This is a genomic window from Burkholderia sp. LS-044 (assembly GCF_004803625.1).
Lineage (GTDB): Bacteria > Pseudomonadota > Gammaproteobacteria > Burkholderiales > Burkholderiaceae > Burkholderia > Burkholderia cepacia.
The window spans coordinates 939070-965361 of record NZ_SSWO01000001.1; the positions used below are offsets into that span (position 1 = coordinate 939070).

General features: G+C 68.4%; 24 protein-coding genes. 17 read left to right on the forward strand and 7 right to left on the reverse strand.

All coding sequences use genetic code 11. The features are described 5' to 3' along the window. The first annotated feature begins 39 nt into the window (after positions 1 to 39). The 9 genes from E9536_RS04260 (at position 40) to E9536_RS04300 (ending at position 8069) form a co-directional block, all read left to right on the forward strand. Positions 40 to 1137 carry an extracellular solute-binding protein gene (locus E9536_RS04260; RefSeq protein WP_048245295.1) on the forward strand — a complete coding sequence of 366 codons (1098 nt, stop codon included), beginning with the start codon at positions 40 to 42 and terminating at the stop codon, positions 1135 to 1137. A 4-nt stretch (positions 1138 to 1141) separates the two neighbouring features. After that, positions 1142 to 2065, forward strand: a complete 924-nt coding sequence (locus tag E9536_RS04265) for an ABC transporter permease (protein ID WP_027790891.1) — start codon at positions 1142 to 1144, stop codon at positions 2063 to 2065. Beyond that, a complete protein-coding gene (locus E9536_RS04270) occupies positions 2062 to 2904 on the forward strand; it encodes an ABC transporter permease (RefSeq protein WP_136469330.1) in 843 nt (280 codons plus the stop codon). Before E9536_RS04265 ends, E9536_RS04270 begins: the two co-directional genes overlap by 4 nt. Before the next feature lie 40 nt (positions 2905 to 2944). After that, positions 2945 to 4018, forward strand: a complete 1074-nt coding sequence (locus E9536_RS04275) for an ABC transporter ATP-binding protein (protein ID WP_027790889.1) — start codon at positions 2945 to 2947, stop codon at positions 4016 to 4018. Between the two features lie 40 nt (positions 4019 to 4058). Beyond that, positions 4059 to 4877, forward strand: a complete 819-nt coding sequence (locus E9536_RS04280; RefSeq protein ID WP_021162906.1) for a transporter substrate-binding domain-containing protein — start codon at positions 4059 to 4061, stop codon at positions 4875 to 4877. A 43-nt stretch (positions 4878 to 4920) separates the two neighbouring features. After that, on the forward strand, positions 4921 to 5685 hold the full coding sequence (locus tag E9536_RS04285) for an amino acid ABC transporter permease (protein WP_136469331.1): 765 nt from the start codon (positions 4921 to 4923) through the stop codon (positions 5683 to 5685). Further along, the gene (locus E9536_RS04290) at positions 5682 to 6338 is read left to right on the forward strand and encodes an amino acid ABC transporter permease (protein WP_059693821.1); all 657 of its coding nucleotides are present in this window, start codon (positions 5682 to 5684) and stop codon (positions 6336 to 6338) included. The genes E9536_RS04285 and E9536_RS04290 overlap by 4 nt, the downstream gene beginning before the upstream one ends. Before the next feature lie 41 nt (positions 6339 to 6379). Further along, the gene (locus E9536_RS04295; RefSeq protein ID WP_091920165.1) at positions 6380 to 7105 is read left to right on the forward strand and encodes an amino acid ABC transporter ATP-binding protein; all 726 of its coding nucleotides are present in this window, start codon (positions 6380 to 6382) and stop codon (positions 7103 to 7105) included. 61 nt (positions 7106 to 7166) lie between these two features. After that, the gene (locus tag E9536_RS04300; protein ID WP_136469332.1) at positions 7167 to 8069 is read left to right on the forward strand and encodes a LysR substrate-binding domain-containing protein; all 903 of its coding nucleotides are present in this window, start codon (positions 7167 to 7169) and stop codon (positions 8067 to 8069) included. A 768-nt stretch (positions 8070 to 8837) separates the two neighbouring features. Here E9536_RS04300 and E9536_RS04310 read toward each other — a convergent pair. Then, positions 8838 to 9494, reverse strand: coding sequence for a TetR/AcrR family transcriptional regulator (locus E9536_RS04310; protein WP_059697151.1), 657 nt, complete (start codon positions 9492 to 9494; stop codon positions 8838 to 8840). Between the two features lie 88 nt (positions 9495 to 9582). On the opposite strand from E9536_RS04310, the gene E9536_RS04315 reads away from it, so the two are divergent. From E9536_RS04315 to E9536_RS04325, 3 genes are read left to right on the forward strand one after another with little or no spacing between them, the layout of a single operon-like run. Further along, on the forward strand, positions 9583 to 10485 hold the full coding sequence (locus tag E9536_RS04315) for an SDR family NAD(P)-dependent oxidoreductase (protein WP_027790883.1): 903 nt from the start codon (positions 9583 to 9585) through the stop codon (positions 10483 to 10485). Beyond that, the gene (locus E9536_RS04320) at positions 10482 to 12047 is read left to right on the forward strand and encodes an NAD(P)/FAD-dependent oxidoreductase (protein WP_059687691.1); all 1566 of its coding nucleotides are present in this window, start codon (positions 10482 to 10484) and stop codon (positions 12045 to 12047) included. The genes E9536_RS04315 and E9536_RS04320 overlap by 4 nt, the downstream gene beginning before the upstream one ends. Positions 12048 to 12054: 7 nt before the next feature. Next, a complete protein-coding gene (locus E9536_RS04325) occupies positions 12055 to 13041 on the forward strand; it encodes an alpha/beta fold hydrolase (RefSeq protein WP_136469333.1) in 987 nt (328 codons plus the stop codon). A gap of 59 nt (positions 13042 to 13100) precedes the next feature. Here E9536_RS04325 and E9536_RS04330 read toward each other — a convergent pair whose 3' ends face one another. Further along, positions 13101 to 13499 (reverse strand): carboxymuconolactone decarboxylase family protein, encoded by a 399-nt coding sequence (locus E9536_RS04330; protein WP_027790880.1) that lies wholly within the window; start codon positions 13497 to 13499, stop codon positions 13101 to 13103. Between the two features lie 359 nt (positions 13500 to 13858). On the opposite strand from E9536_RS04330, the gene E9536_RS04335 reads away from it, so the two are divergent. Then, positions 13859 to 16045, forward strand: coding sequence for a collagen-like triple helix repeat-containing protein (locus tag E9536_RS04335; RefSeq protein WP_136469334.1), 2187 nt, complete (start codon positions 13859 to 13861; stop codon positions 16043 to 16045). 120 nt (positions 16046 to 16165) lie between these two features. After that, a complete protein-coding gene (locus tag E9536_RS04340; RefSeq protein ID WP_027790879.1) occupies positions 16166 to 17449 on the forward strand; it encodes an isoprenylcysteine carboxylmethyltransferase family protein in 1284 nt (427 codons plus the stop codon). Between the two features lie 117 nt (positions 17450 to 17566). Here the strand turns inward: E9536_RS04340 and cml are convergent, their stop codons facing one another. Further along, positions 17567 to 18799: a CmlA/FloR family chloramphenicol efflux MFS transporter gene (gene cml / locus E9536_RS04345; RefSeq protein ID WP_136469335.1), complete on the reverse strand. Its 1233-nt coding sequence runs from the start codon at positions 18797 to 18799 to the stop codon at positions 17567 to 17569. Between the two features lie 687 nt (positions 18800 to 19486). Between cml and E9536_RS04350 the strand changes: the two genes are divergently transcribed. Next, entirely contained in the window at positions 19487 to 20164 is a 678-nt protein-coding gene (locus E9536_RS04350) for a histone acetyltransferase (protein ID WP_136469336.1), read from the forward strand. 53 nt (positions 20165 to 20217) lie between these two features. Then, positions 20218 to 20790, forward strand: coding sequence for an NADPH-dependent FMN reductase (locus tag E9536_RS04355; protein WP_136469337.1), 573 nt, complete (start codon positions 20218 to 20220; stop codon positions 20788 to 20790). A 79-nt stretch (positions 20791 to 20869) separates the two neighbouring features. On the opposite strand, the gene E9536_RS04360 is transcribed toward E9536_RS04355, so the two are convergent. Further along, positions 20870 to 21187, reverse strand: a complete 318-nt coding sequence (locus E9536_RS04360) for a DUF4148 domain-containing protein (RefSeq protein ID WP_060086353.1) — start codon at positions 21185 to 21187, stop codon at positions 20870 to 20872. Positions 21188 to 21435: 248 nt separating this feature from the next. Between E9536_RS04360 and E9536_RS04365 the strand changes: the two genes are divergently transcribed. Then, complete coding sequence (locus E9536_RS04365; protein WP_136469338.1) at positions 21436 to 21939, forward strand: DM13 domain-containing protein; 504 nt, start codon at positions 21436 to 21438, stop codon at positions 21937 to 21939. 34 nt (positions 21940 to 21973) lie between these two features. Here E9536_RS04365 and E9536_RS04370 read toward each other — a convergent pair whose 3' ends face one another. Genes E9536_RS04370 through E9536_RS04380 form a run of 3 tightly spaced genes read right to left on the reverse strand, consistent with a single transcriptional unit; the run spans position 21974 to position 26289 of the window. Beyond that, the gene (locus tag E9536_RS04370) at positions 21974 to 22597 is read right to left on the reverse strand and encodes a DUF2894 domain-containing protein (RefSeq protein WP_136469339.1); all 624 of its coding nucleotides are present in this window, start codon (positions 22595 to 22597) and stop codon (positions 21974 to 21976) included. Then, positions 22594 to 23238 (reverse strand): OmpA family protein, encoded by a 645-nt coding sequence (locus E9536_RS04375; protein ID WP_021163899.1) that lies wholly within the window; start codon positions 23236 to 23238, stop codon positions 22594 to 22596. Before E9536_RS04375 ends, E9536_RS04370 begins: the two co-directional genes overlap by 4 nt. 3 nt (positions 23239 to 23241) lie before the next feature. Continuing rightward, complete coding sequence (locus tag E9536_RS04380) at positions 23242 to 26289, reverse strand: DUF802 domain-containing protein (protein ID WP_136469340.1); 3048 nt, start codon at positions 26287 to 26289, stop codon at positions 23242 to 23244. Between the last annotated feature and the right edge of the window lie 3 nt (positions 26290 to 26292).

A 26292-nucleotide genomic window follows, 5' to 3' on the forward strand; every position in this document is an offset into this window, starting at 1 on the left:
GGCATCGAACCACCCGGCATCGTTCATCAGGAGACGGCCATGCAACACTTCAAGGCGGGCAGAAGGCAGGTGATCAAAACCCTCGGCACGGCACTCGCCGCATCCGCCCTTCCGATGCCGTTCATCAGTACTGCGAAGGCACAGACGAGCAGCTTCGCGGGCAAGACGCTGCGCATCCTCACGTGGTCTGACGATACCGGTGCGGCCGCGCTGCGCAATATCGCGGAAACGTTCAGCAAGCAGACCGGCGCACGCGTGATCGCCGACCGCGCGGACGGCACGTCGGGCATGGTCGCGAAGGTCAAGGCCGCCGGCGAGCGGCCGACCTACGACGTGATCACGCTGGCCGGCGTCGGTGCGGCCGGCCTCGCCGATGCAGGCCTGCTCGCGAAGCCGGACCTGAACCGGCTGCCGAACCTGAAGGACGTCGCGCCGCAGTACCGCACGGGCGCAAACGGGTTCGGTGTCGGCTACCTGCTGTGGTCGGACGGGCTGATCTACAACACGTCGACCGTCAAGACCGCACCGGCGAGCTACGAAGCGCTGTGGGATCCGAAATATGCGGGGCGCCTGTTTCTTCCGCCGCCGGAGTGGGCCGAGGCGGTCGATCTCGCGATCGTCGCCGCGAAGCTGGCCGGCGGTTCGCAGCAGAACATCGAGCCGGGTTTCCGCAAGCTCGCGGCGCTCAAGGATCGTGTGATGACGCTCGGCGAAAACCCGAACCAGGTCGCCGACCTGTTCCGCACCGGCTCGCTCGACATCGGCGGCATCTATTCGCCCGCGTTCTTCCCGGACCAGATCCGCAAGCCCGACTACAAGATGGGCGTGACGTACGGGATGAAGGAAGGCTTCGCGACGCAACTGATGTTCACGGTGATTCCGAAAGCGCACCCGGGCGACCTCGACCTGATCCATGCGTTCATCAACCACACGCTCGACGCGGGCGTGCAGGGCCGGATGGCGGCGGACGTGCTGAACGGGCCGGTGAATTCGAAGGCCGTGATCCCGGCGGAAAGCCGCGCATTCGTGCCGTCGCCGCAGCAGATCGCGGAAAAGGCCATCCTCCACGACGACAAGGCGCTCGCCGCCGTTCAGCCGGCGTGGATCAAGCGCTATACCAGCCTCTTCGCGGCCTGACGACATGGCCTCGCTGCCTTCCTCCCGTCACGCGGAACCCGTCGCCGCCGGCCCGGCCGGCGGCGCTTCGGCCGCCGCTGCCGCGCGGCCCGGCGTGCCGCCGTGGCTGCTGCTTGCGCCGATCCTCGCATTCCTCGCGGTGCTCGCGGCGGCGACGCTCACCGTGCTGCGGATGAGCGTCGGTACGCCGGGCGACGAATGGCGCACGTTCACGCTGCAGAACTACGCCGATCTCGCCGACCCGTACTTCATGCACTCGCTGTGGCTCACGCTGCGCCTCGCGTTCCAGAGCATGGTATGCGCGGTGCTGCTCGCGATCCCGGTCGCGCTGGCGATGGCGCGCGCCGAATCGCGGCTCGCGCGGCGGCTCATGCTTGCCGGCGTGCTGCTGCCGCTGCTCGTCAACCTGCTGCTGCAGGGTTACGGCTGGCTCGTGATGCTCGGCCCGGCGGGCCTGCTCAACCGCTCGCTGCTGGCGGCGGGCGTCATCGAACGGCCACTGCAGCTGCTGTACCGCGAACACGGCGTGCTGCTCGGGCTGATCCAGACCGCATTCCCGCTCGCCGTGCTGCCGCTGTCGAGCGCGCTGCGTGCCGTGTCCCGCGCGTACGACGAAGCCGCCGCGACGCTCGGCGCGACGCGCTGGCAGACGCTGCGGCACGTGACGCTGCCGCTCGCGATGCCGGGGCTCGTATCGGGCGCGCTGCTCGTGTTCGCCTACAACGCGAGTGCGTTCGCGGTGCCGCTGCTGCTCGGCGGCCGGCGCGTACCGATGCTCGCGGTGCTCGTGCATGACCAGGTCGCGCCGCTGCTGAACTGGCCGGCCGCGTCGGCCTCGGGTGTCGTGCTGATGGGCGCGACGCTCGTCGTGATGGCGGTTTCCCAGCGCCTCGTGCGCGCCCTGCAACGTGACGAGGTGAACCGATGAATGCCCTTCTGCCGCGAGCACCGCTGCCCGGCCGTCTGAGCCGCACGACCGGCACCCTCGCGACGCTCGTGCTGTGCCTCGCCGCACTGCCGATCGTGACGATGATCACGATGTCGTTCGGCTCGTCGGGCACGCTCGAATTCCCGCCGCGCGATTTCAGCCTGCACTGGTACCGCGCCGCCTGGCAGACCTTCGTGACCGCCGATGCCGGCAGTGCGCAATCGATGGGTGCCGCGCTGACGACGAGCCTCGTCGTCGCGATCGCGACCATGCTGGTCGCGACCGCGGTTTCGGTACCCGCCGCCTACGCGCTGTCGCGTTATCGCTTCCGCGGCAAGACGTTCGTCGAGCAGCTCGTCGCGCTGCCGATCGTCTATCCGCTCGTCATGCTCGGCCTCGCGCTGCTGCTCGTGTTCAACGCGCTGCCGGTCGAACTCGGGCTCGTGCGGCTCGTCGTCGCGCACGTGATCCTGACGCTGCCGTTTACCGTGAAGAACTGCGCGGCATCGGTCGCGTCGATCGGCCCGGAATTCGAGGAAGCCGCGTGCCTGATGGGCGCGAGCCCGCGCCGCGCGTTCGTCGATGTCGTCCTGCCGCTGATGCGGCCGGGCGTCCTCGCCGGCATGCTGTTCGCGTTCATCGTGTCGTTCAACGAGTTCACGGTGACGTTCTTCCTGTACAGCGTCGACACGATGACGCTGCCGGTCTGGCTCTACAGCCGCACCGTGTCGTCGCTCGACCCGACCGTGTTCTGTTTCGCGGTGTTCACCGTCGCGATCGATTTCGCGCTGATCTGGATGCTCGAAAAACTCGTCGGCGACAAGGGCGTTGCGCTCTGATACGCGCACGACTCCGCCCTCGCCCATCCAAGGACTCCCCATGACCCAGCTCACCCTTCAGAGCGTGACGAAGCGCTTCCAGCACGCGTATGCCGTGGATCACGTCGACCTGTCCGTGCCGGACGGCAAGCTCGTCTGCTTTCTCGGCCCGTCGGGCTGCGGCAAGACCACGCTGATGCGGATCATCGCCGGCCTCGAGACGCCGACGTCGGGCACGATCACGTTCGCCGGCCGCGACCTCACGCACGTGCCGGCCAACCGGCGCGACTTCGGCATGGTGTTCCAGTCGCTCGCGCTGTTCCCGCACATGACGGTCGCGCAGAACATCGCGTATCCGCTGCGGCTGCGCAAGACGGCCAGGACGGCTCAAACGCAGCGTGTCGCGGAGCTGCTGGAACTCATCCAGCTTCCGCACCTGGCCGACCGGCTCGTCACGCAACTGTCGGGCGGGCAGCGCCAGCGCGTCGCGATCGCACGCGCGATCGCTTCGTCTCCGCGCCTGCTGCTGCTCGACGAGCCGCTGTCGGCGCTCGACGCGAAGCTGCGCGAGGCGATGCAGGTCGAGATCCGGCTGCTCCAGCAACGGCTCGGCATCACGACGATCATGGTCACGCACGACCAGCGCGAAGCGATGACGATGGCCGACGAGATCGTCGTAATGGAGAAAGGCCGCATCCAGCAGGTCGGCCGGCCGCTCGACATCTATCGCGATCCGGTCAACGAATTCGTCGCGGATTTCATCGGCCTCGGCAACATCCTGCCGGTCGCGTGCGACGGCGACGACGCGATCGTGCTGCCGGGCGGACAACGGCTCGCGATCCGGCGCGCACCCGACGCGCCCCGCGCGGACGACGCCGTGCGCCTGCTGATTCGCCCCGAGGACGTGTGCGTGCGCGCGGCCTCGGTCTCGCCGTCCGCGCCGAACACGCTCGCCGGCACGGTCACGTTCGTGCGCGACGTCGGCGCGTCGATCGAGGCGACGATCGATTGCCGCGGCTTCACGCTGACGGCAGCGACGACGCCGCGCGAAACGCCCGACCTGCACGTCGGCATGCCGGTCGCCGCCGAGCTACCCGCGCATGCATGCAAGCTGATCGCCGCACGCGGCGCCTGATTTCCGGTTCTCTCCCCAGCGCAGCAACAAGGACTCCATCATGAACGCATCGACCCAAGCCCACCGTCTCGTGCGACGCCTGCTCGCCCGCACCGCCCTCGTCTGCACCTGCGCGGCGGGTCTCGCCGCCATCGCGCCGCTCGCACATGCCGACGCACTCGACACGATCGCGAAATCCGGCGTCGTGCGCATCGGCGTGTTCGAGGACTACCCGCCGTTCGGCTCGATCGGCCCCGACATGAAGCCGCAAGGTTACGACATCGACATGGCGGCGCTGATCGGCAAGGCGCTCAACGCGAAGGTCGAGCTCGTGCAGGTCACCGGCGACAACCGGATGGCGTATCTCGCCGACCGCAAGACCGACATGCTGCTGTCGGTCGGCCAGACGCCGGAGCGCGCGAAGGTGATCGATTTCTCGAACGCGTATGCGCCGTACTATCTCGCGGTATTCGGCCCGAAATCGCTCGCCGTGAAAGGCACCGCCGATCTCGCCGGCAAGTCGGTCGCGGTCGCGCGCGGCACGCTCGAGGACCTGAGCGTGAGCAAGGTCGCGCCGCCGAACGCGACGATCAAGCGCTTCGACGATCCAAACGGCGCGATCGCGGCGTTCCTGTCGGGGCAGGCGCAACTGCTCGTGATCGGCAACGACGTCGGCGCGACGATCATCGCGCGCCATCCGTCGATCGATCCGGAGCAGAAGTTCTCGCTGTTCAGCTCGCCCGATCACGTCGGCCTGAACAAGAACGAGCCGCGCCTGATGCAGAAGGTCAATGACGCGATCGCCGGCGCGAAGAAAAGCGGCACGCTGAACACCCTGTCGCAGAAGTGGCTGCACGCGGCACTGCCGGCCGACCTGTGATGCGCGTCGCGCCCGCCCCGCATTCACGACGGAAGGTATCGTTATGACCTACGTGTTCGACTTCAGCGATTTCGGCCTCTACGCCGGCATGCTCGCGCGCGGGATCGGCGTGACGCTCGGCCTCACCGCGGCCTCCACCGCGCTCGGCGGCCTGATCGGCACCGCCGGCGCGTGGGCCGCGCTCGCCGGCCCGCGCTGGGCACGCACGCTGGTCGCGGCCTACGTCGAGCTGATCCGCAATACGCCGTTCCTGGTCCAGCTGTTCTTCATCTTCTTCGGGCTGCCCGGGATCGGCGTGCACATCGACGAAGCGCAGGCGGCCGTGCTGGCGATGACGGTCAACCTGGGCGCGTATGCGGTCGAGATCCTGCGGGCCGGCATCGAATCGGTTCCGCACGGGCAAACGCAGGCCGCACGTGCGCTCGGGCTGCACGGCCGGCAGGTGTTCGGTCAGGTCGTGCTGCCGCAGGCGCTCGCGAACGTGTACCCCGCGCTGCTCGGGCAAGTGCTGATCGTGATGCTCGGTTCGGCCGTCGTGTCGCAGATCTCGGTGCCCGACCTGACCTATGCGGCGAACTTCATCCAGTCGCGCAATTTCCGTGCGTTCGAGATCTACATCGTCGTGACTGCGATCTACCTACTGCTGTCGATCGCGCTGCGCATGCTGCTCAATCGCGTCGGCCGCCATCTGTTCGCGGGCCGCGCGCCGCACGGTGCGGGCAACGCACCGCGCCGCTCGTGCGTTGCCCGCTTTACGTGGCGCGCGCGCTCCCCTGAAACCGGCCTCCCGACGGAGCGTGCCCGATGATCGAATTCACCTTCCAGGATATTGCGTGGAACCTGCTACTGGCCGCGCGCTGGACCATGCTGCTGTCGCTGATCACGTTCGTCGGCGGCAGCGTCGCCGGGTTTGCGCTGCTCGCGATGCGCATCTCGCCGATGCCGGCGCTGCGCCGCTTCGTGAGCCTGTACGTCGAGCTGTTTCAGGGCACGCCGTTGCTGATGCAGCTGTTCCTCGGTTTCTTCGGGCTGCCGCTGATCGGCATCGACGTGACGCCGTGGACCGCCGCATCGGTCGTATTGACGTTGAACGCGAGCGCGTACCTGGCCGACATCTGGCGCGGCTGCGTCGACGCCGTGCCGCGCGGCCAGTGGAGTGCGGCGGCCAGCCTCGGCATGACGTGGACGCAACAACTCCGTTACGCGGTGTGGCCGCAGGCATGGAAAATCGCGCTGCCGCCGACCGTCGGCTTTCTCGTGCAGGCGGTGAAGAGCACGGCGCTGACGTCGATCATCGGGCTGACCGAACTCACGAAGACCGGCAACATCATCACCAATGCGGTGTTCAAGCCGTTTCCGATCTACGCGATGGTCGCGCTGCTCTACTTCGCGATGTGCTTCCCGTTGACGTGGTACGCCCGCGTGCTCGAACGCCGCTACCGCGTCGCGAAGGCACGCTGAACCGGCGCCGCGCGCGCCTCATTACGATGCAGGTATCCCCCATGATTTCCATCAGCAACGTTTCGAAGTGGTACGGCCCGTTTCAGGTCCTCACCGACTGCACGACCGAGGTCAGGAAAGGCGAAGTGGTCGTCGTGTGCGGCCCGTCGGGTTCCGGCAAGTCGACGCTGATCAAGACCGTCAACGGTCTCGAGCCGTTCCAGCAGGGCGAGATCCTCGTGAACGGCCAGTCGGTCGGCGACAAGAAGACGAACCTGTCGAAGCTGCGCTCGAAGGTCGGGATGGTGTTCCAGCATTTCGAGCTGTTCCCGCACCTGTCGATCACCGAGAACCTGACGCTCGCGCAGATCAAGGTGCTCGGCCGCGGCAAGGACGAGGCGAACGAGAAGGGCCTGAAGCTGCTCGACCGCGTCGGCCTGAAGGCGCACGCGCACAAGTTCCCGGGCCAGTTGTCGGGCGGCCAGCAGCAGCGTGTCGCGATCGCGCGCGCGCTGTCGATGGACCCGATCGCGATGTTGTTCGACGAACCGACGTCCGCGCTCGACCCCGAGATGATCAACGAAGTGCTCGACGTGATGGTCGAACTCGCGCAGGAAGGGATGACGATGATGGTCGTCACGCACGAGATGGGCTTCGCGAAGAAGGTCGCGCATCGCGTGATCTTCATGGACAAGGGCGCGATCGTCGAGGACGACCGCAAGGACGATTTCTTCTCGAATCCGAAATCGGAACGCGCGAAGGACTTCCTCGCGAAGATCCTGCACTGAACGCTGCCGCGACGCGACGCACCCGCCCCTTCCGATCGCCCGTTCCATGCCGGCCTTTCCAATGAAACGACTGCCTTCCCTCAACGCGCTGCAGATCTTCGACATCGTCGCCCGCCACGGCAGCTTCACGCGCGCCGCCGAGCAGCTGCGCCTGACGCAGGGTGCGGTGAGCCGGCAGGTCCTCGCGCTGGAGGCGTTCTACCAGTTCCCGCTATTCAAGCGCACGCCAAAGGGACTGACGCTGACGGCGGAAGGCGAGCTGCTGTTACCGACGGTGCGCGAGAGCTTTGCGCGCATCGAAGAGGTATCGATGCGCCTGTCGCGCCGGCGCACCGAGCTCGCGCTGAAGGTGCCGACCTGCATGATGCAGTGGATGTTGCCGCGGATCATGCGGTTTCAGTCCGAGCACCCGGAACTCCAGGTGCAGATCACGACGACCTGGGGCCATCACGTCGATTTCCGCATGGAGCCGTTCGACGCCGCGGTGATCTACGCCCCCGGCGCCGGCCCCGACATGCATGCGATCCCGCTGTTCGAAGAGCGGCTCACGCCGGTATGCTCGCCGGACCTGCTGAACCGGCATCCGCTCTCAAGCGTCGACGACCTGGCCGACCATACGCTGCTGCATCCGACCCGCGATCACCGCGACTGGAAACGGTGGCTCGACCATGCGGGCGCACCGCACGTCGACTCGACGCGCGGATTGAGCTTCGAGACGCTCGACCTCGCCACCCACGCGGCGATCGACGGCTACGGCATCGCGATCGGCGACCGGACGCTCGTCGACGAAAGCGTGGCGGCGCACCGGCTCGTGACGCCGTTCGACGTGTCGATGCCGACCGGGATGGGCTATTACTTCGTGTATCCGGGCGGCGCCGAGCAGCAGCAGAAGATCCAGCTGTTCGGCGACTGGATCACGGGTGAACGCGAGCGCCAGACCTCCGTTTTCAATCGGCGCGCGTGAGCCGGCTCATCGGCACGGCACGCAAGCGCTTGCGTGCCGCATACGGCCGCCCGGCGCGCCCGACCGGATCCGGCCCGCGCAATGCCGGCAGGCGGCGATTTCCCCTCGCTTCCAGTTCGCTTTCGAACCGCTCCGCAACCGTGAATAAGCGAGATTATTGAATCCAAAAAATTCGATATTTTATTTTCGGCTTATCCACTAAACTTTTTCATGGCAATTCGTTGACCTGCGTTTGCCGAAGCACTTCAATTCTCCGCCTCATTAAATCAATCAAGGAGTTTGAAATGTAAGCTGCCGCAATTTCATCGGGAACCACACCGTCGATTCGTGTCGACGCGGCCAACGGCAACCGGATCACCGGGCACTGCTGCTACGGCCAGGGCCGGCACACGGGCGCGTTCAGCCAGGCAGGCGACAACGTGTCGGCGACGTGCCGGCGGGTCGGCAGCGCCGGCACGACGACCGAGTATCGCCGGGACGGCGAAGGCCGAACCGGGGCGGATACACGGGTTCCTGATCGAGGTGCCTGGGCGCTGAGGGTTTCGCGCCATGAACGGCGCAATGCGAACTGCCTTTTTGCATTGCGCCGCCTTTTTAATTTGATCCGGATTGTTTTAACCCACTCATCGTCACACGCAAACCGAATCAAATCAAAAAAGAGACAATCCGACGTGCCGTGCGCCGTGTGCCGTGTAGTAGCTTCTTTATTTTGACTTTGAACCTGCAATTTGCCGGCGGACATGCCGGGAACAACGCGACACCATCCGGTCAGCTTATCTCCCGCAACGTCCCCAACAGCACCTTCCTGCAACTCGCGACCATCTGCGCTTCCGGATCGCGATATTCCGTGAGCAGCCACGCCGCGCCGACGTTCGTCATCGCGCCGACGAGCGCGAGCCCGATCAGCCGCTGCTCGGTGCGCTCCGCGGGCGTCGCCGCTTCGCGCGGCGCGCCGATCGCCATGATCAGCTTGCCGAAGTCGATCAGCATGCGCTGGTAGGTCATGTCGGTGTCCGCGCTCACGCCCATCACCTCGAGCAGCAGCACGCGCGCCGCGCACGGGTCGCGCAGGAACGCGAAGAACGCGGCGAGCCCGGCATCGATGCTCTCGCGCAGATCGCCGCCGCGCTCGGCCACTGCCCGCTCGACTGCCTCGTGCAACTGCTGCGCGTGATGCAGGTAGGTGCAGCGCAGCAAATCCTCGGTGCTGTCGAACGCCGCATAAAAATAGCGATCGTTCAGCTTCGCTTCCTGGCAGATCGACCGTACCGTCGCCTTGCGGAACCCGACCGTGCCGAACACGCGCGTCGCCGCGCGGATCAGCGCGTCGCGCCGCTCGGCGGCCCGCACCTCGGGCGCCACGCCGCCATACGAGCGGCCCCGTTTTTCCGTTTCGAGTGCTTTCTCCATTCCGCTATTTGACATCAGGACACCCGAAAACTAAAGTGGTGACGATCAACACCACATTAGACGCGCCGCCGGTACAGGGCAAGCGGAACGGGAGGAGCAACGGATGAACGGGTTTTCCGGCAAGGTCGCCGCGATCACGGGCGCCGGTTCGGGCATGGGCCGCAGCCTCGCGGTCGAGCTTGCGCGGCGTGGCTGCGAGGTCGCGCTCGCCGACGTCAACGAAACCGGGCTCGCCGGCACGGCGGCCGCCTGCGCCCAGCATGGCGTGCGCGTGAGCACGCGGCGGCTCGACGTCGCCGACCGCGATGCGGTGTTCGCGTGGGCCGATTTCGTGCGCGCCGGGCATGGCAAGGTCAACCTGATCTTCAACAACGCGGGCGTGTCGCTGGCCGCCAGCGCCGAGACCGCGGACATCGCCGACCTCGAATGGATCGTCGGCATCAACTTCTGGGGCGTCGTGCACGGCACGCAGGCATTCCTGCCGCACCTGCGCGCGTCGGGCGACGGTCACGTCGTCAATACGTCGAGCCTGTTCGGGCTCGTCGCGATGCCCACACAAAGCGCTTACAACGCGACCAAGTTCGCGGTGCGCGGCTTTACCGAGGCACTGCGGATGGAGCTCGAACTCGACGGCGCGCCGGTGAGCGCGACCTGCGTGCATCCGGGCGGCGTCGCGACGAACATCGTCGACGCGGGCCGCGTCGATACCAGCATCCACGCACTCACGGGCCAGGACGAAGCGACCCATCGCCGCCAGGCGAACCGGCTGATCAACGCGACGACGGCCGACGAGGCCGCGCGGCAAATCCTCGCGGGTGTCGAGCGCAATGCGCGCCGCGTGCTCGTCGGCGCCGACGCACGCCGGCTCGACAGGATCGCGCGCCTGCTCGGCGCGGGTTACCAGTGGCTGATGCTGCGCCACGTGCGCCGCGCCCGGGCCCGCAACCTCCGCCCGAAGGAAGCCCCGGCCGCGCTCCCGACCACGCCCACCAAGGACCCGGCATGACCTCGACGACAACCGACCGGCGCGACGCGCCGCCCGCCCCCGGCGACAGCCGCGACCTCGACGTGCTGATCGTCGGTGCCGGCCTGTCCGGCATCGGCGCGGCGTATCACCTGAAGCAGCGCTGCCCGTATGCAAGCGTGGCCATCGTCGAGGCGCGCGACGCGATCGGCGGTACCTGGGACCTGTTCCGCTATCCGGGCGTCCGTTCGGATTCCGACATGTTCACGCTCGGCTACAGCTTCCGCCCGTGGCACAGCGACAAGGCGATCTCCGACGGCCAGACGATCCTCGACTACATCCGCGACACCGCACGCACCTACGGTATCGACAAGACAATCCGTTACGGCCAGAAAGTCGTCGCGGCCGACTGGGATTCGAACCGCGCGCGCTGGACGGTGCGCATCGAGCGCACGCAGGGCGGCACGACCGACACGCTCGTCTACACCTGCCGCTTCCTGTTCATGTGCAGCGGCTACTACGACTACGACGCCGGCTACCTGCCCGACTGGGCCGGGATGGACACGTTCGAAGGCAAGCTCGTGCATCCGCAGCACTGGCCGAAGGACCTGTCGTACGCGAACCGGCGCGTCGTCGTAATCGGCAGCGGCGCGACGGCCGTCACGCTCGTGCCGTCGATGGCGGCCGACGCGCAGCACGTGACGATGCTGCAGCGCTCGCCGACCTACATCGTGTCGCTGCCCGCACGCGACAAGATCGCGAACGCGTTGCGCCGCGTGCTGCCGTCCCGGCTCGCGCACCGGCTCGTGCGCGTGAAGAACGTGCTGCTGACGATTTACCTGTACAACGTGTCGCGCCGCAAGCCCGACCAGACGAAGAAGTTCATCATCCGCGCGGCCAGCAAGCAGCTCGGCCCCGACTTCGACGTCGCGAAGCACCTGACGCCGCGCTACATGCCGTGGGACCAGCGCGTGTGCCTCGTGCCGAACGGCGACCTGTTCAAGTCGATCCGCGCGGGCCGCGCGTCGATCGTCACCGACGAGATCGAGCGCTTCACGCCGACCGGCCTCAAGCTGAAGAGCGGCCAGCAGCTCGACGCGGACGTGATCGTCACCGCGACCGGGCTGAAGGTGAAGATGCTCGGCGGCGCGCGCGTCACGGTCGACGGCCGCGCGGTCGACCTGCCGGAAACCGTGTCGTACAAGGGAATGATGTACAGCGACGTGCCGAACCTCGCGTCGTCGTTCGGCTACACGAACGCGTCGTGGACGCTGAAGGCCGAGCTGATCGCGCGCTACGTATGCCGGCTACTCAACCACATGCGCGCGAACGACTTCGACACGTGCGTGCCGCGGCTCGGCGCCGGCGAGCTCGGCGACGTGCCGGCCGTCAATCTGAGCTCGGGCTACATCCAGCGCGCGGCCGGCATCCTGCCGAAGCAGGGCCATCGCAAGCCGTGGAAATTCCACCAGAACTACGTGCGCGATCTCGCGTCGCTGAAGTTCAGCGCGCTCGCCGATTCGGCGATGCATTTCGAACGCCGCGCGAAAGCCGGCACGGCCGCCGCGGCGCCGGTTGCCGAACCCGCACTCGAACCCCGTTGAGGCCGACATGACCCCTACGCTCCATCTGATCCAGAACGTCCTGCTCGGCGTCGTCGCGGCGCTCGCCGCGCTCGCGCTGTTTACCGGTTATGTGGCCCGTCGCGTGACGCGTGCGTTTCCGCCCGAAGGCCGCTTCGTCGACGTCGGCGGCGACCGCATCCACTACGTCGAATACGGTAACGGCCCGCCGATCGTGTTCGTCCACGGGCTCGCCGGGCAACTGCGCAATTTCGCGTATCTGCCGCTCGCACGGCTCGCGCAGCGGCATCGCGTGATCCTCATCGACCGCCCGGGCGCCGGCCGCTCGCTGCGCGGCGCGGCTTCGCAGGCGAACGTGTTCGCGCAGGCCCGCACGGTCGCCGCGTTCATCGACGCGCTGCGGCTCGACAAGCCCGTGCTGGTCGGCCACTCGCTCGGCGGTGCGATCGCGCTTGCCGTCGGCCTCAACCATGCGGACCGCGTGAGCCGGCTCGCGCTGATCGCGCCGCTGTCGCACCAGCAGACCGAGCCGCCGGCGCCGTTCAAGCCGCTGATGCTGCCCTCGCCGCTCGTGCGCCGCTTCGTGTCGTGGACCTTCGCGATCCCGCTGACGATCCTGACCGGCCGCAAGGCCGTGCGCCAGGTGTTCGCGCCGGAAGACGTGCCGCGCGACTTCCCGGTCAAGGGCGGCGGCCTGCTCGGGATGCGCCCGCACGTGTTCTACGCGACGGCGACCGACCTGCTGTCGGCACCCGTCGACCTGCCCGCGATGGAACGCCGCTACGCGGATCTCGCGCTGCCGGTCGACGTGCTGTACGGCCGCGCCGATCCGATCCTGAACTGGCGCGAGCACGGCGAAGCGCTCACGAAGAAATCGGCGCGCGTGCGGCTGAAGGTCGTCGAGGGCGGGCACATGCTGCCGGTCACGATTCCGGAGGCCACCGCCGACTGGCTGCTCGAAGTCGCCGCCGCCCCGGCCGAGGCGGCACCGCAGGCAGCGCGCGTCGCGCACTGAGCCGGGAACCGGCGAAAACGAGCCTGATTCCGCGCCGTGCAACCGAAGCGGCGGCGGAATCAGGCTTCGTCGTCGGGCACCGACAGCCCGAGATCCGAGATCACCTCCCGCGCGCTGCGGAATGCCTCGACCGCGGCCGGCGCGCCCGCGTACAGCGCGCTGTGCAGCAACACCTCGCGGATCTCGACGAGGCTCGCGCCGTTGTTGAGCGCGCCGCGAATGTGCCCCTTCAGTTCCGTGCCGCGGCCGAGCGCCGCCAGCATCGCGCACGTGCACAGGCTGCGCGTCTTCAGGTCGATCCCGTCGCGCTGCCACGTGCTGCCCCACGCATGCTCGTTCAGCCAGTTCTGCAGCGGGCGCGAAAAACCGTCGAGGTCGCGCATCGCACGCTCGACGAACGCCTCGCCCATCACGTCGATTCGTCGCGCCTTGCCGTTTTCCCTGTCCTGTTCGCTCATGTCCGGGTCCTGTATGGAGTCGTGGCCGCTTCGGCATCGTCGGCAGCCGGGGATTTCGCGCCATGTTCATCGGGCCGGCGCGTTTCGTCAAAGATGCGGCCCTCGGTTCGAGGCCATCCGCGCAACGCGATATCGAACGCTACGTAACATCGCGCCGCGCGTTACGGCGGCTTACGGGAACATCGCAACCGCCGCGCCCGTGCACCGAGCATGCCCGTCGCGCGAAAGCGCCGTTACTCCGTTTAAATCGCGCCGATCTTCCCGATTCCTGCAATAAAGCGCGACACCGTTTCGCGAATGCTGTCGTGGCGCGGAATTTGCAGAGGAGGCTTGGACACACTTCCAATGTCGAGGCCAACATGCACACACTCTTCAAGAAGACGACGGTAACGATGGCCGTCTCGTCGCTGCTCGCACTATATGGTTGCGGCTCGGTCGATGGACCGACGACCCCGCCGACGATCAAGCCAAGCACGTCAGGGACGGGCGGCAGCTCGGGGACTTCGGGTACGTCGGGCGGTGGGACGTCGGGGACTTCGGGTGGCGGGACTTCGGGTAGTTCGGGGACTTCGGGTACGTCGGGTACTTCCGGCACCTCGGGCACCTCCGGTACGTCGGGCACTTCCGGCACCTCGGGCACTTCCGGTACGTCGGGTACTTCCGGCACCTCGGGTACTTCCGGCACGTCGGGCACCTCCGGTACGTCGGGTACCTCCGGCACCTCGGGCACCTCCGGTACGTCGGGTACCTCCGGCACCTCGGGCACTTCCGGTACGTCGGGTACCTCGGGTACTTCCGGCACTTCGGGTACCTCCGGTACGTCGGGCACTTCCGGCACGTCGGGTACCTCCGGCACCTCGGGCACTTCCGGTACGTCGGGTACTTCCGGTACCTCGGGTACCTCCGGCACCTCGGGCACTTCCGGTACGTCGGGTACTTCCGGTACCTCGGGTACTTCCGGCACTTCGGGTACCTCCGGTACGTCGGGCACTTCCGGCACCTCGGGTACCTCCGGCACGTCGGGTACCTCCGGCACGTCGGGTACTTCCGGTACGTCGGGCACTTCCGGCACCTCGGGCACCTCCGGTACGTCGGGTACGTCGGGCACTTCCGGCACCTCGGGTACTTCCGGCACCTCAGGCACCTCCGGTACGTCGGGTACGTCGGGCACCTCCGGCACTTCCGGCACCGGCGTCACCCCGCTCGGCAATGTCCTCCAGAAATCCGGCAACCTCGTGACGGCAGTCGGTACGACGGTCGCGAACGGCGGCGGCGTGATCGGCGGCGTGCAGATCCCCGGCACGAACCCGACGACGGCCAACAGCGTCGGCAACGCGGTCACGAGCCTCGGCAACGGCGTGCAGGCGCTCGGCAACGGCATCGCGGCCGGCCTCGGCTCGATCGGCGTGTCGGCGAACCCGCTCGGACCGACGCTGACGTCGACCACCGGCCTGCTGACCGGCGCCGGCGGCGCGGTCAACAACCTCGGCAACGCGGTGAAGAGCCTCGGCTCCGGCCCGCTGTCGCCGCTGTCGCCGGTCACGACGCTCGTCGGCGATCTCGTCAACACCGTGGGCGGCACCGTCAACTCGACCGCGTCGGGCCTCAACACGGCGCTGAACAGCTCGCCGGTCCAGCAGCTCGAGACGCAGGTCGGCAAGGTGATCAACCCGATCACGAACACGCTGACCGGCGGTGTCACGACGCCGGGCGCCACGCAGACGCTTGGCGGCGTCACGCTGCTCGGCACGCCGCTCAACGGCCTGCTGAGCGCGCTCGGCAACGGCCTCGCCCTCGCCGGCACGAAGGTCGGCGGCGCAACCGGCAACCCGGTCGGCACCGGCCTCGGCGGCGTCGTGGCACAGCTCGGCAACACGGTGACATCCACCGGCGGCCTCGTCCACGACAACAACGCGGGCAGCTCCAGCAGCGGCACGGGCGGCAGCAACCCGCTCGCCCCGATCACGGGCCTGCTCGGCACGCTGACGGGCGGCCTGGGCGGCGGCAGCTCGAGCGGTTCGGGCGGCACGAGCGGCACGAGCAGCGGCGGCCCGCTCGGACCGGTCACGGGCCTGCTCGGCTCGCTGACGGGTGCGCTCGGCGGCCTCGGTTCGAGCGGCACGAGCGGCACGAGCGGCACCGGCGGAACGAGTGGCACCAGCGGCACCGGTGGCGCGGGTGTCGGCGGCCTGCTGGCGCCGGTCACCAACCTCGTCAATTCGCTGACGCCGCTCGGCGCCAGCCTTACGGGCACGGTCACGACGCCGGGCGGCAACGTGACGGGCACGCTCGGCGGCCTGCTGTCGAGCGGCCCGGTCGGCACGGTGACGGGTGCGCTGACGACGCCGGCAGGCGCCGCGGGCGCCATCGGCACCGCGAGCCCGGGCGGCGCGGCCGGCACGGCCACGACGCCGGCCGGCGGCGGCTCCGTGGCAGCCGGCCTGACCGGCAGCTCGAACGGCGGTGCCGCGGGCGGCGCCGGCAACCTGCTGTCGCCGGTGACGAACCTCCTCGGCGGTCTGCTGGGCGGCGGCACCAAGAAGTAACGCTTTACTTATCAGAACCACAGGCCAATGGCCGGGCGCGCATCCATACAAAGCCCGGCCGACGGCCGGCGTCACCCGCCAAGCGGGGGCGCCGGCCTTCACCCGTACGAGGATCCGATCATGAACTCCACGCTTGACGGCATCGCCGCGGTCCAGGACCGCCCACCCCGTTCCGCCACGCCCCTGCGCGCCGGCCTGCTCGGCATCGCCGCCGGACTGTTCGCGCTGTGGATCACGCGCGGCCAGCCGACTTTCGATGCGGCCACGCGCGCGGTCATCGCCAGCCTCGCGATCATCGGCACGATCGCGCTGCACGAAATCTTCATCTCGCGCGTCTACCTGCGTCCGAGCGCGGGCCTGTCGCGGCAGGCCGTCCGCCCGCTCGGCATCGCGCGCGTCGCGACGCGGCTCGGCGCGCTGGCGTCGATCTATGCGGGCATCGGCGCGATCTACTGGCTGCTGCCCGAATACCACGGCGCGTTCTACCGGCCGTTCTGGTCGCTGCTGCGCTCGCTCGCGCCGTACGTGATCGTCGCCGCGCCGTTCTACTTCGCGTGGATGGATCGCCACCAGCGCGAGACCGACGATGCCTACCTGCTGTGGGGCCGCTTCCTGTTCCGCCGCGAGCAGCCCGCGAGCTGGAAGCCGGTGCGCGAGATGCTGGCCGGCTGGGGCGTGAAGGCCTTCTTCCTGCCGCTGATGACCGTCTACCTGTCGAAGGACGCCGATCACCTGACCGCGTCGCTCGCGAACGCGATGCACGCGCCGGCGACGATCGCGACCTTCATGTTCATGTACGACCTGTCGTTCACGATGGACCTGATGTTCGGCACCGTCGGCTACCTGTGCACGTTCCGCATCCTCGACAGCCACGTGCGCACCGTCGAGCCGACGACGCTCGGCTGGGTAGCCGCGCTGATGTGCTACCAGCCGTTCTGGTCGCTGTTCTCGAACAACTACATCCGCTACGAAGGCACGTTGTTCTGGGACAACTGGCTGCTGTCGGCCCCGACGCTGCGCGTGATCTGGGGCACGGTGATCATCCTGCTGCTGCTGACGTACGCGCTGTGCACGATCTCGTTCGGGCTGCGTTTCTCGAACCTGACCAACCGCGGGATCATCACGTCGGGCCCGTACCGCTTCACGAAGCATCCGGCGTACATCACGAAGAACCTGTCGTACTGGATGGTGTCGGTACCGTTCGTCGAGCCGCTCGGCTGGCAGGTCGGGCTGATGCACTGCGCGGGGCTCGTCGCGGTCAACCTGATCTACTACACGCGGGCGAAGACCGAGGAACGGCACCTGATGCGCGACCCCGACTATCGCGCGTATGCCGAATGGATCGCGCAGCACGGGTTGTTCGCGCGGATGAGGCAGGCGTTCGGGCAGCGCGCGCCGGCCTGACGCGGCGGCGCAAGGCGGGGCCTGCTGGCCCGCCCACGGTTGACGGCACCGGCCGCGCGCCCGCGACTCCGCCGGAGCGCCGCGCCGCCGGAAATCGCCGTGCGTCGCCGCGCGCGCTCAGTCGAAACCAACGCCGCGAGCGCGCCCGTCATGCAGATGGCCGGTCGCACGCGTCAGCCTCCTGATCGCGACGAAGCTCGCGAGGCCCATGCCGAAGCAGCAAGCCGCCAGCGGCCACGCGGTAGCCCCGTCGAACACCAGCGTCGCAAGCGTGCCCACGCCGGTGACGATCACGCTCTGCACCGCGTAATAAAGCGCCACTGCCTTGCCGGCGACATCGCCGAAATCGCGCAGCGCACCGTTTGCCGTCACCGCCGACATCAGCACGATGCCGACCGCAACCAGCCACATCGGCATCACGAACGTCGCAAACGACGGCTTCGTCAGGATCGTGCCGAGCGCCAGCACGATCGCGCCCGCCATCATCGCGACCGCGCCTCGCGCCACGCAGCCCGCCTCGCCCCACTTCGACACGAATCTCCCGGCGAAGCGCGAGACGACGACCATGACGATCGCGACAGTCGCAAAGGCCACGCTGAACGACACGCGCGAGTAACCGGCCACACCGACCAGCACGCGCGGCGCGGTCGAGAAGAACACGAAGAACGCGCCCATCGAGGCCGCAAACGCGAGCGTGTGAACCCGGAACGGCCGGCTGCCGAGAATCGATGCGACGGACGGCCCCTGCCGGTTTGCCGTCCGCGGACGCGTTTCGTGCCAGCGCGGCCACGCGCGCCCGCATGCCAGCAGCCCCAGCAGGCCGAGCATCGCGAAGATCGCGCGCCATCCGCAGGCCGTTGCGACGGCCGTACCCAGCAACGGCCCCAGCGCGGGCACGAACGCCAGCATCGCGCCGAACTGGCTGTAGATGATGCGGCCTTCGGGGCGATCGGCGTAGACATCGCGAACGGTTGCGAACGTGGCGACGAGCGCCGCCGCGGCGCCCAGCGCCTGCAGCGCGCGCAGCACGACGAACGGGACACCGCCGGTGGTGACCACAAGCGCCAGGGAAGCTACCGCAAAACACAGCGCGCCGCCCAGCATCACCGGCCGTCTGCCGATGCGATCCGACAACGGGCCGAAGATCATCTGGCCCAGGCCGAGAACGACCATGTAGACGCTCAGCGTCAACTGGACGACGGCCGGCGACGTGCCGAGCGCGGACGGCATGTCCGGGATCACCGGCAGGTACACGTCCATCGCCAGCGAAGCGAGGAGATCGAAAGGGGCCATCAGCAGGAGCGCCGACGGCAACGAATGGGCCCACACGGGCGTGGATTGTTCAGGCATGACAAGGCATCCGCTCAGAAAGGGAAATCTGGCGGCGATCTGCCTGGTCAGCGATGGACAACGGGAGATCGCCGCAACGACCGGTTGACGAAGGTCGTTGCGGCTCAGCGATCCGTGGACGGGCCAGCTCCCATGGAGGAATCCTTGCGTGGTGCGTTTTGCGTTGACCGTGCAGTGTAGTCGGTTCGCCAGGCCGGCACCAGCCGGGCGCGCGGTGCACGGCAGCGACTGTCCGGCCGGCCCTCCACTCAGGCTACGGCACGCACCCATGCGGCCAATCGTCGCGAAACGATGCGATTCTCCGCGTTTCGTCGCTTTTCTCCACCGATACGATTGCCCGCTCCCGGCGCCTCGCGTATGGTGCTGGCCGTCCGCGCCCGATCGGTCGCCCGGACACCCGACCGTCGTCGCGCACGACGGCCGCGCGGGCCGTGCCCGCCGTCACCGTCTCCGCGGCACCGCCCTTCGGCGCCGCGCATTCATGAGGAGAGAGACGTGATTCACAAAGTCCTGATCCTGTTCGCACTCTGCATCGCGGGCCTCGCCGCGATCGCCGCCGGTTTCCAGCACATCCCCAGCTGATTCGCGGCCCCGGCTCGCTTCGCCGAGCCCGGGGGCCGCACCCATTCCTCTCCCCTCTTGCGATGAACCACTTTCTCGGACCGCCCGGGACGGGCGGCTTTTGCCATGCGCATCGACGTACAGCATTCCCAGCACGACATCGACGATGAACTCGACTCGCTCTACGCACGCCTGCACCAGCCGGGCCATCGCCTGCACGGCCTGCCGGCCGTCGCGCTCGGCCGCTCCGGCCTGATCGTCCGCCACCGCGAGGCCGACGGCGAATACTTCCTGTACGTCGAGGAGCCGGCCGCGCGCCAGCTCGCCGGCTATACGGTATTCAACCGCCTGCCCGAAATCCCCCGTCGCGCAGACCGCTACCTGCGCGCGCCGCACACGCGGCTGCGCGGATCCGCGCAACGCAAGGGCCTCGCGACGACGCTGTATCGCTGGGGACTCGACGCCGGCCTGTGCCTGATCAGCGGGGCACGTCAGTCGATCGGCGCGGCGCAGCTGTGGACCGCGCTGGCCCATGACTATCGACACGGCTTCGTCGACATCGAAGGCCGCGCGCTGCGCTATCTCGGCGAAGCCGTTGCCGACGACGTGCACGGCGCGCTGCATACGCGTCGTCTGCTGCTCGGCAACGGGTGGGAAATCGGCACATTCGCGCGTGCGGCCGGGATGGCCGACGTCGTTGCCGCAGAATGTCGCCACCCGGGATTTCCGCGGGAAAGGCGCGAACCGCACCGCTTGCACGGGGGCGCCCAAGCGCGTCACTCCGCCCGTGCGCCGATGCGATAATCCGTCGGGCCGGCGCGCCCCCTCGCGCAAACCACTCAACGACACGCTCCCCAATGGCTACCGAACTCCAACCCGATTCCGAGCGCCGCATCGACATCGTCGCGCTATGCGGCAGCCTGCGTGCGCAGTCGTATAACGCGGCGCTGCTGGATGCTGCGGCACGCGTCGCGCCGCCCGGGACGCACATCACGCGCTTCGATCGCCTCGGCGAATTTCCGCTGTTCAACCCCGACGCGGAATATCCGTCGCCCGCCGCGGTGCGCGACCTGATCGATCGCCTGAACGCCGCCGACGGCGTGCTGATCGCGAGCCCGGAATACGCGCACGGCGTGACCGGCGTGATGAAAAACGCGCTCGACTGGGTCGTGGGATGCGAAGCGTTCGTGTACAAGCCGGTCGCGGTGCTGAACGCATCGCCGCGCGCGACGCATGCGGACGCGGCGCTGCGGGAAACGCTGACGGTGATGTCGGCGCGCATCGTCGAGCGCGCGTCGATCTCGCTCCCGATCCTCGGCAGCCAGCTCGACGCGGCCGGCATCGCCGCGCATCCGCCGTTCGCGGCGGCGCTGGTCGAGGCGTTGCACGCGCTCGGCGCGGAGATTGCCGAAGGCACGCCAGCACGCTGACGTTGCGTAACCTGAAGTCGATCGCAGTCCGGATTAATCGGACGCCGCGCCCACCGACGGGCGCAACGTCCGGCCCGGATCATCGTCCGCGATAGATCGGTCTGTCGGCCGCCATCGGGCCCGATTCGCTCGCGGCCGGTGCCGCCATTCCGTATCCGCTGGTATCGGCCGCCGACGTGCCGGTCGAACCGACCTTCTTCAGCGCCTCCGCCAGCCGCGCCGGATAGTACGGGTCTTCGCCGTTCTGGCGGTAGCCGGCCGCACGCAGGGCGGCCAGTTCGGCCTTCACCTCCGCGCGCGTCACGGTGGACTGCGGCGCGGCCCACGCGGACACGGAAACGAAAGCGGAAGCGGTCGCGGCAACCGTCGCGAGAACATACAGGGCAAGCTTGTTCATCTGATCTCTCCTGAGCATCGACGATGTTGTCGACGGAGAGTGAGTCGCGCCGCGTGCGCAAAGATGACACTCGCCGAAGAAAAAATCCGGCGTCGCGTCACTGTGCAGCTGCCACGCAGCAGGCCGACAGGAACGGCATGTAACGGCGTGTTGAACGAAAACCCGATCGGCTGTCAGATTCCGCCGGCCCGCGCGACTACCGGCATGTGGCCCGGCGCCACCCTCCGTTTTCGTTCAAAGGGTCCGACATGAAAACCAGATTCTGGATACTGATCGCGTCGCATCTCGCGACGGGCCTCGCGGCGTTCGCCACGGGCATCTACGTGCTGCCGATCCTCACGGCGACGGAAGGCGCAAGCGCCGTCGAACTGCAAGTGGCCGCGGAAAACGCGCGCCATACCGGCCGCTTCGAACGCAACCTGCCGGGCAGCGACGCGCTGCACTGGGCGGACGGCAAGCTGACCGTCACCGATTCGTCGATCGCGTTCGAGGGCGACATCGCACCGGGCCCCGACTACAAGCTCTATCTCGTGCCGGCCTTCGTCGACACGCGAGCGTCGTTCCTCGCGATCAAGGCGCGCGCCGTACGCGTGGGCGACCTGAAGACATTCGGCAATTTCGTCGTGGCGCTTCCCGACGACGTGAATCCCGCGCAATACACGTCGGTCGTGATCTGGTGCGAACGCTTCTCGAAATTCATCAGCGCGGCCCGCTATCAAAGCGCGCCGGCGTCGGGCCTGACGTCGATGTGACCGGCGCGCGGCCGCAACGGTGCGTGCTCGCGCGCTACCGGGTCTTGGCGCGCGCGCTCTTCTTCACCGCCTTCGCGCGCGGTGCTTCCTTCTCGGGCTGCGCGCCGCCGCCGGCGAGATCCTCGAGCCACGCGAGCGCATCGACGTACGACAGGAACTGCTGCAGATATTCCGGCGACAGCTCGCGCATCGTCGCGAGCGACCGGTGCACGAGGCTGTTCGAATTGAGCGGCCCCGCGTTGCGCGGCACCTGGTCGAGCGACTGGCGGTACTGCTGTTCGGTGCGGACCTTCGACCACATCGTGCGGAAGTAGTCGACCAGCTCGGGATCGAGCCCGCGCCGGTCGGCCTGCGCATCGCGGCCGAGCCGCTCGACGAGCGCCGCCAGCGACGGGCCGCGTCCGGCCGCACCATCGGCGGCTTGCGCGGTGCCGCTCGCGGCGGCCTTCGCTTCGTCGGCCCGCGCGACGACCGCCGCGAAGCCTTCGATCAGCGCGGCGAGCCGCGCGTCGAGCAGCCCGCGCGCGTTGCCTTCGAGCGCGGCCGCACGCCGCTCGAGCGCGTCGATCCGGAGAAAGCGCACGGGGTCGAGCCGGTCGGCGCCCTGCTCGCGCCATGCGTCGAGTGTCGCGCGAACATGCGTCGCGTCGTCGGTCACTTCGCGTTCCCTCCGTTCGATGCCGACTTGCGCGGCACCGGCGCGATCTCCACGCGACGGTTCTTCGCGCGGCCTTCATCGTCCGCATTCGAGCTGACCGGCTGTTCCGAGCCGAACGCGGCCGCGAACACCGACGACGCCGGCACGCCGGCGTCGATCATCGCACGCGTGACCGTCAACGCGCGCTTGGCCGACAGTTCCCAGTTGTCCGCGAACTGGCGGTTGCCGGCATGCACCTGCTGGTCGTCGGCGAAGCCGCTGATCATCAGGATCTCGTCGCGTGTCTTCAGGTAGGCGGCGAGCGGTGCGGCCAGCGTCTTCAGCAGGTCGCGGCCGGCGGGCTGCAACTGGTCGGAGTTCAGCGCGAACAGCACGTTGCCGCTGATGCCGATGCGTCCGTTCACGAGCGTCACGCGGCCGGCCGCGAGCGGCCCGGCGAGCGCCTGCTCGAGCGACTTGCGCTGCTGCGCTTCCTGCTGGCGCGCGCGCACGGCTTCCTCGAGCTTCGACGTGAGCTGCAACTGCATGCCAATCACGCCGACGAGGATCAGCACGAACGCGCCGAGCAGCACCGACATCAGGTCGGCGAATGCGGGCCACACCGGCGCGGAGGACGCGCCGCCGTCGATTTCGTCGTGCATGCGTTACGCTCCGACGGACGCCCGCCGGCCGGCGAGCTGCTGCAGGTCTTCGACGATCTGCTTCTGCGACATCATGCTCAGGTCGATCACCTCGCGCGCCTGCGCGACATAGTATTCGAGCTGCTCGTCGCTGCGCGCGAGCGACTTCTCGAGCGCGGCCTCGATGCGTTGCAGATGGGTCAGCAGCTTGTCGTTCGACTCGCCGAATACCTGCACGGCCATCCCGAACGCATCGCCGAGGCTCGCGACTTCGACCGCGCCCGCCGTGACTTGCGCGGCCACCGAGTCGAGCTTGCGCGTTTCGGCGTCGACGGTGTCGTTGAAGCGTGCCCCGACGCGGTCGAGCAGGTCGGCCGACGTGCTGACGAGCGCGTCGATCGCGGTGCGCTGTTCGGTCGACGCGTGATTGACCGCGCCGAGCAGCGTTTCGAGCGTCGCGAGCAGGCGGCTGCGTTCCTCGAGCATCGCGGTGTCGTGTACCAGGCTGTCGGACAGGCGCTGGCGCAGTTCGGCGACGACGTCGGCCGCGGCCTTCGGCGCCTCCGACGCAGCCTGCACGAGGCGCGCGATCTCGTTGATCGTGTCGCTCGCATGCACCTGCGCCTGCGCGGTGATGTCGTTCGCGGTGCGGGCCAGCGTGTCGCAGATGTCCTGCTGGCGCGTTGCGGCCTGCGCGCTCGTGTGCGCCCATTCGTCGCGCAGCGCGGCCGCCATCGCGGCGAGCGAGTCGTTCCACGCGGCGAGGCGTTGTTCGTCGCGGGCGGCCAGTTGCGTCTGCAAGCCCGTGTGCGACTCGCGGATCGTCGACAGCAGGTCATTCGAGCGTTGTTCGAACGTTGCAGCCTGCGCGGTCAGGTCGCGCGTCGTTTGCGCGAGTGCGTCGCAGATTTCCTGCTGACGGCCCGCACTGTGCACGCCTGCGCGTTGCCATTCGTCGCCCAGCTTCGCGGCCATCGCGGCCAGCGATTCGTTCCACGCGGTGAGGCGTTCCTCGTCGCGCGCGGCCAGTTGCGTCTGCAGACCGGTGTGCGAATCGCGGATCGTCGACAGCAGGTCGTTCGAGCGCTGTTCGAAGGTCGAAGCCTGCGCGGACAGGTCGCGCGTCGTTTGCGCCAGTGCGTCGCAGATCTCCTGCTGACGGCCTGCGCTGTGTACCCCCGCACGCTGCCATTCGTCGCCGAGCTTCGCGGCCATCGCGGCCAGCGAATCGTTCCACGCGGTGAGACGTTCCTCGTCGCGCGCCGCCAGTTGCGTCTGCAGGCCCGTGTGCGACTCGCGGATCGTCGACAGCAGGTCGTTCGAGCGCTGTTCGAAAGCCGAAGCCTGTGCGGTCAGGTCGCGCGTCGTTTGCGCCAGTGCGTCGCAGATTTCCTGCTGACGGCCTGCGCTGTGCACGCCTGCACGCTGCCATTCGTCGCCGAGCTTCGCGGCCATCGCGGCCAGCGATTCGTTCCACGCGGTGAGACGTTCCTCGTCGCGCGCCGCCAGTTGCGTCTGCAGGCCCGTGTGCGACTCGCGGATCGTCGACAGCAGGTCGTTCGAGCGCTGTTCGAAAGCCGAAGCCTGTGCGGTCAGGTCGCGCGTCGTTTGCGCGAGTGCATCGCAGATTTCCTGCTGACGGCCCGCGCTATGCACACCCGCACGCTGCCATTCGTCGCCGAGCTTTGCAGCCATCGCGGCCAGCGATTCGTTCCACGCGGTAAGGCGCCGTTCGTCGCGCGCGGCCAGCTCGGTCTGCAGCCCCGCGTGCGACTCGCGCATCGCGGCAAGCGTCGCGCCCGAATGGCGTTCGAACGTCGCGGCGGCCTCGCCCAGCGCACGCGCATGCTGGCCGGCCAGCGTCTCGCCGACCTGCTCCTGGCGCGCCAGCGCATCGCGCCAGGCATCCGACAGGCGGCTTTCGGTCGATTCGAGGCGCGTCGCGACGCCGTCGAGCAGGTCCGTCGAACGCTGCGCGAAGGTCTCGGTGAACTGGCCGAGGGTCGTCTGCAACTGCTGCGCGACGGCATCGCCCGCGCGGCGCTGTTCGTCGAGCGCGCGGCTCCAGACGGCCGTCACGTTGCCGGTGGTCTTCTCGAAGCCGTCCGTCAGCCCGTCGAGCTGACGCTGCACGGCGCCCGTCACGGTGTCGCGCAGCGCGGCCATCTCCTGCGCGAGCCCCGTCATCGTCGCGGCGACGACCGGCTGCAGCGCGGCACCGGCCACGCGCGCGCTTTCGGCGGCGCTTTCCTTCAGCGCGTCCCCGACATTCGACGCGAGGCCCGCATACGCGCGCTCGGTCCGATCGAAGAACGCTTGCTGGCTTTCGATCTGGCGATCGTGCAGCGCGACGCTGCGCGCCTCGAGCGACGTCATCATCGTCTGCAGGCGGTCGACCAGCGCCGGCATCACGTCGGCCTGGCGCTGCAGCAGCCGGAACGATTCGTCGCGCTGGTGCGCGGACGAGTGCACACGCAGCGTCGTCGCGATCTTCGCGTCGAGCTGCTGGGCCGCGTCGATCCGCTCGCGGCGCACGAGCGCGGACAGCAGGCCGAGCATCGCGGACGCCGCGACGCCGGCAATCGACGTGCCGAATGCGAAGCCGAGGCCCTTCACCGGCGCGATCAGCGACGCGCGAATCGCGTCGAGATCGGTCGCGCTTTCGAGCGCGGCGCCCGTGCCCTTCAGCGTGACGACCATCCCGAGCAACGTGCCGAGCATGCCGAGCAGCACGAGCAGGCCGACGAGATAAGGCGTGAGCGACGGGCCCGGCAGCGCGACGCGCGCGCCTTCGACCCGCGCGCGCACGGCGCCGCGCAGGCCCGGGTGCAGCGTGTCGAGCCACGTGTCGAGCTTCGCGGGCGGCTCGGTCAGGCCGGCGACCGCGTGCGACAGCGTGGCGGTGGCCTGCCGGTAGCGCAGCAGTTCCCATGCGCCGGCGACGTAGCACGCGGCGATCAGCAGCGTGACGGCCGACGCCAGCGGGTTCGACGCGACATAGCCGACGCCGATCCAGCCCACAGCGAGCAGACCGGCGACGAAGACAACGAGATCAAGGCGAATTCTGGACATAGC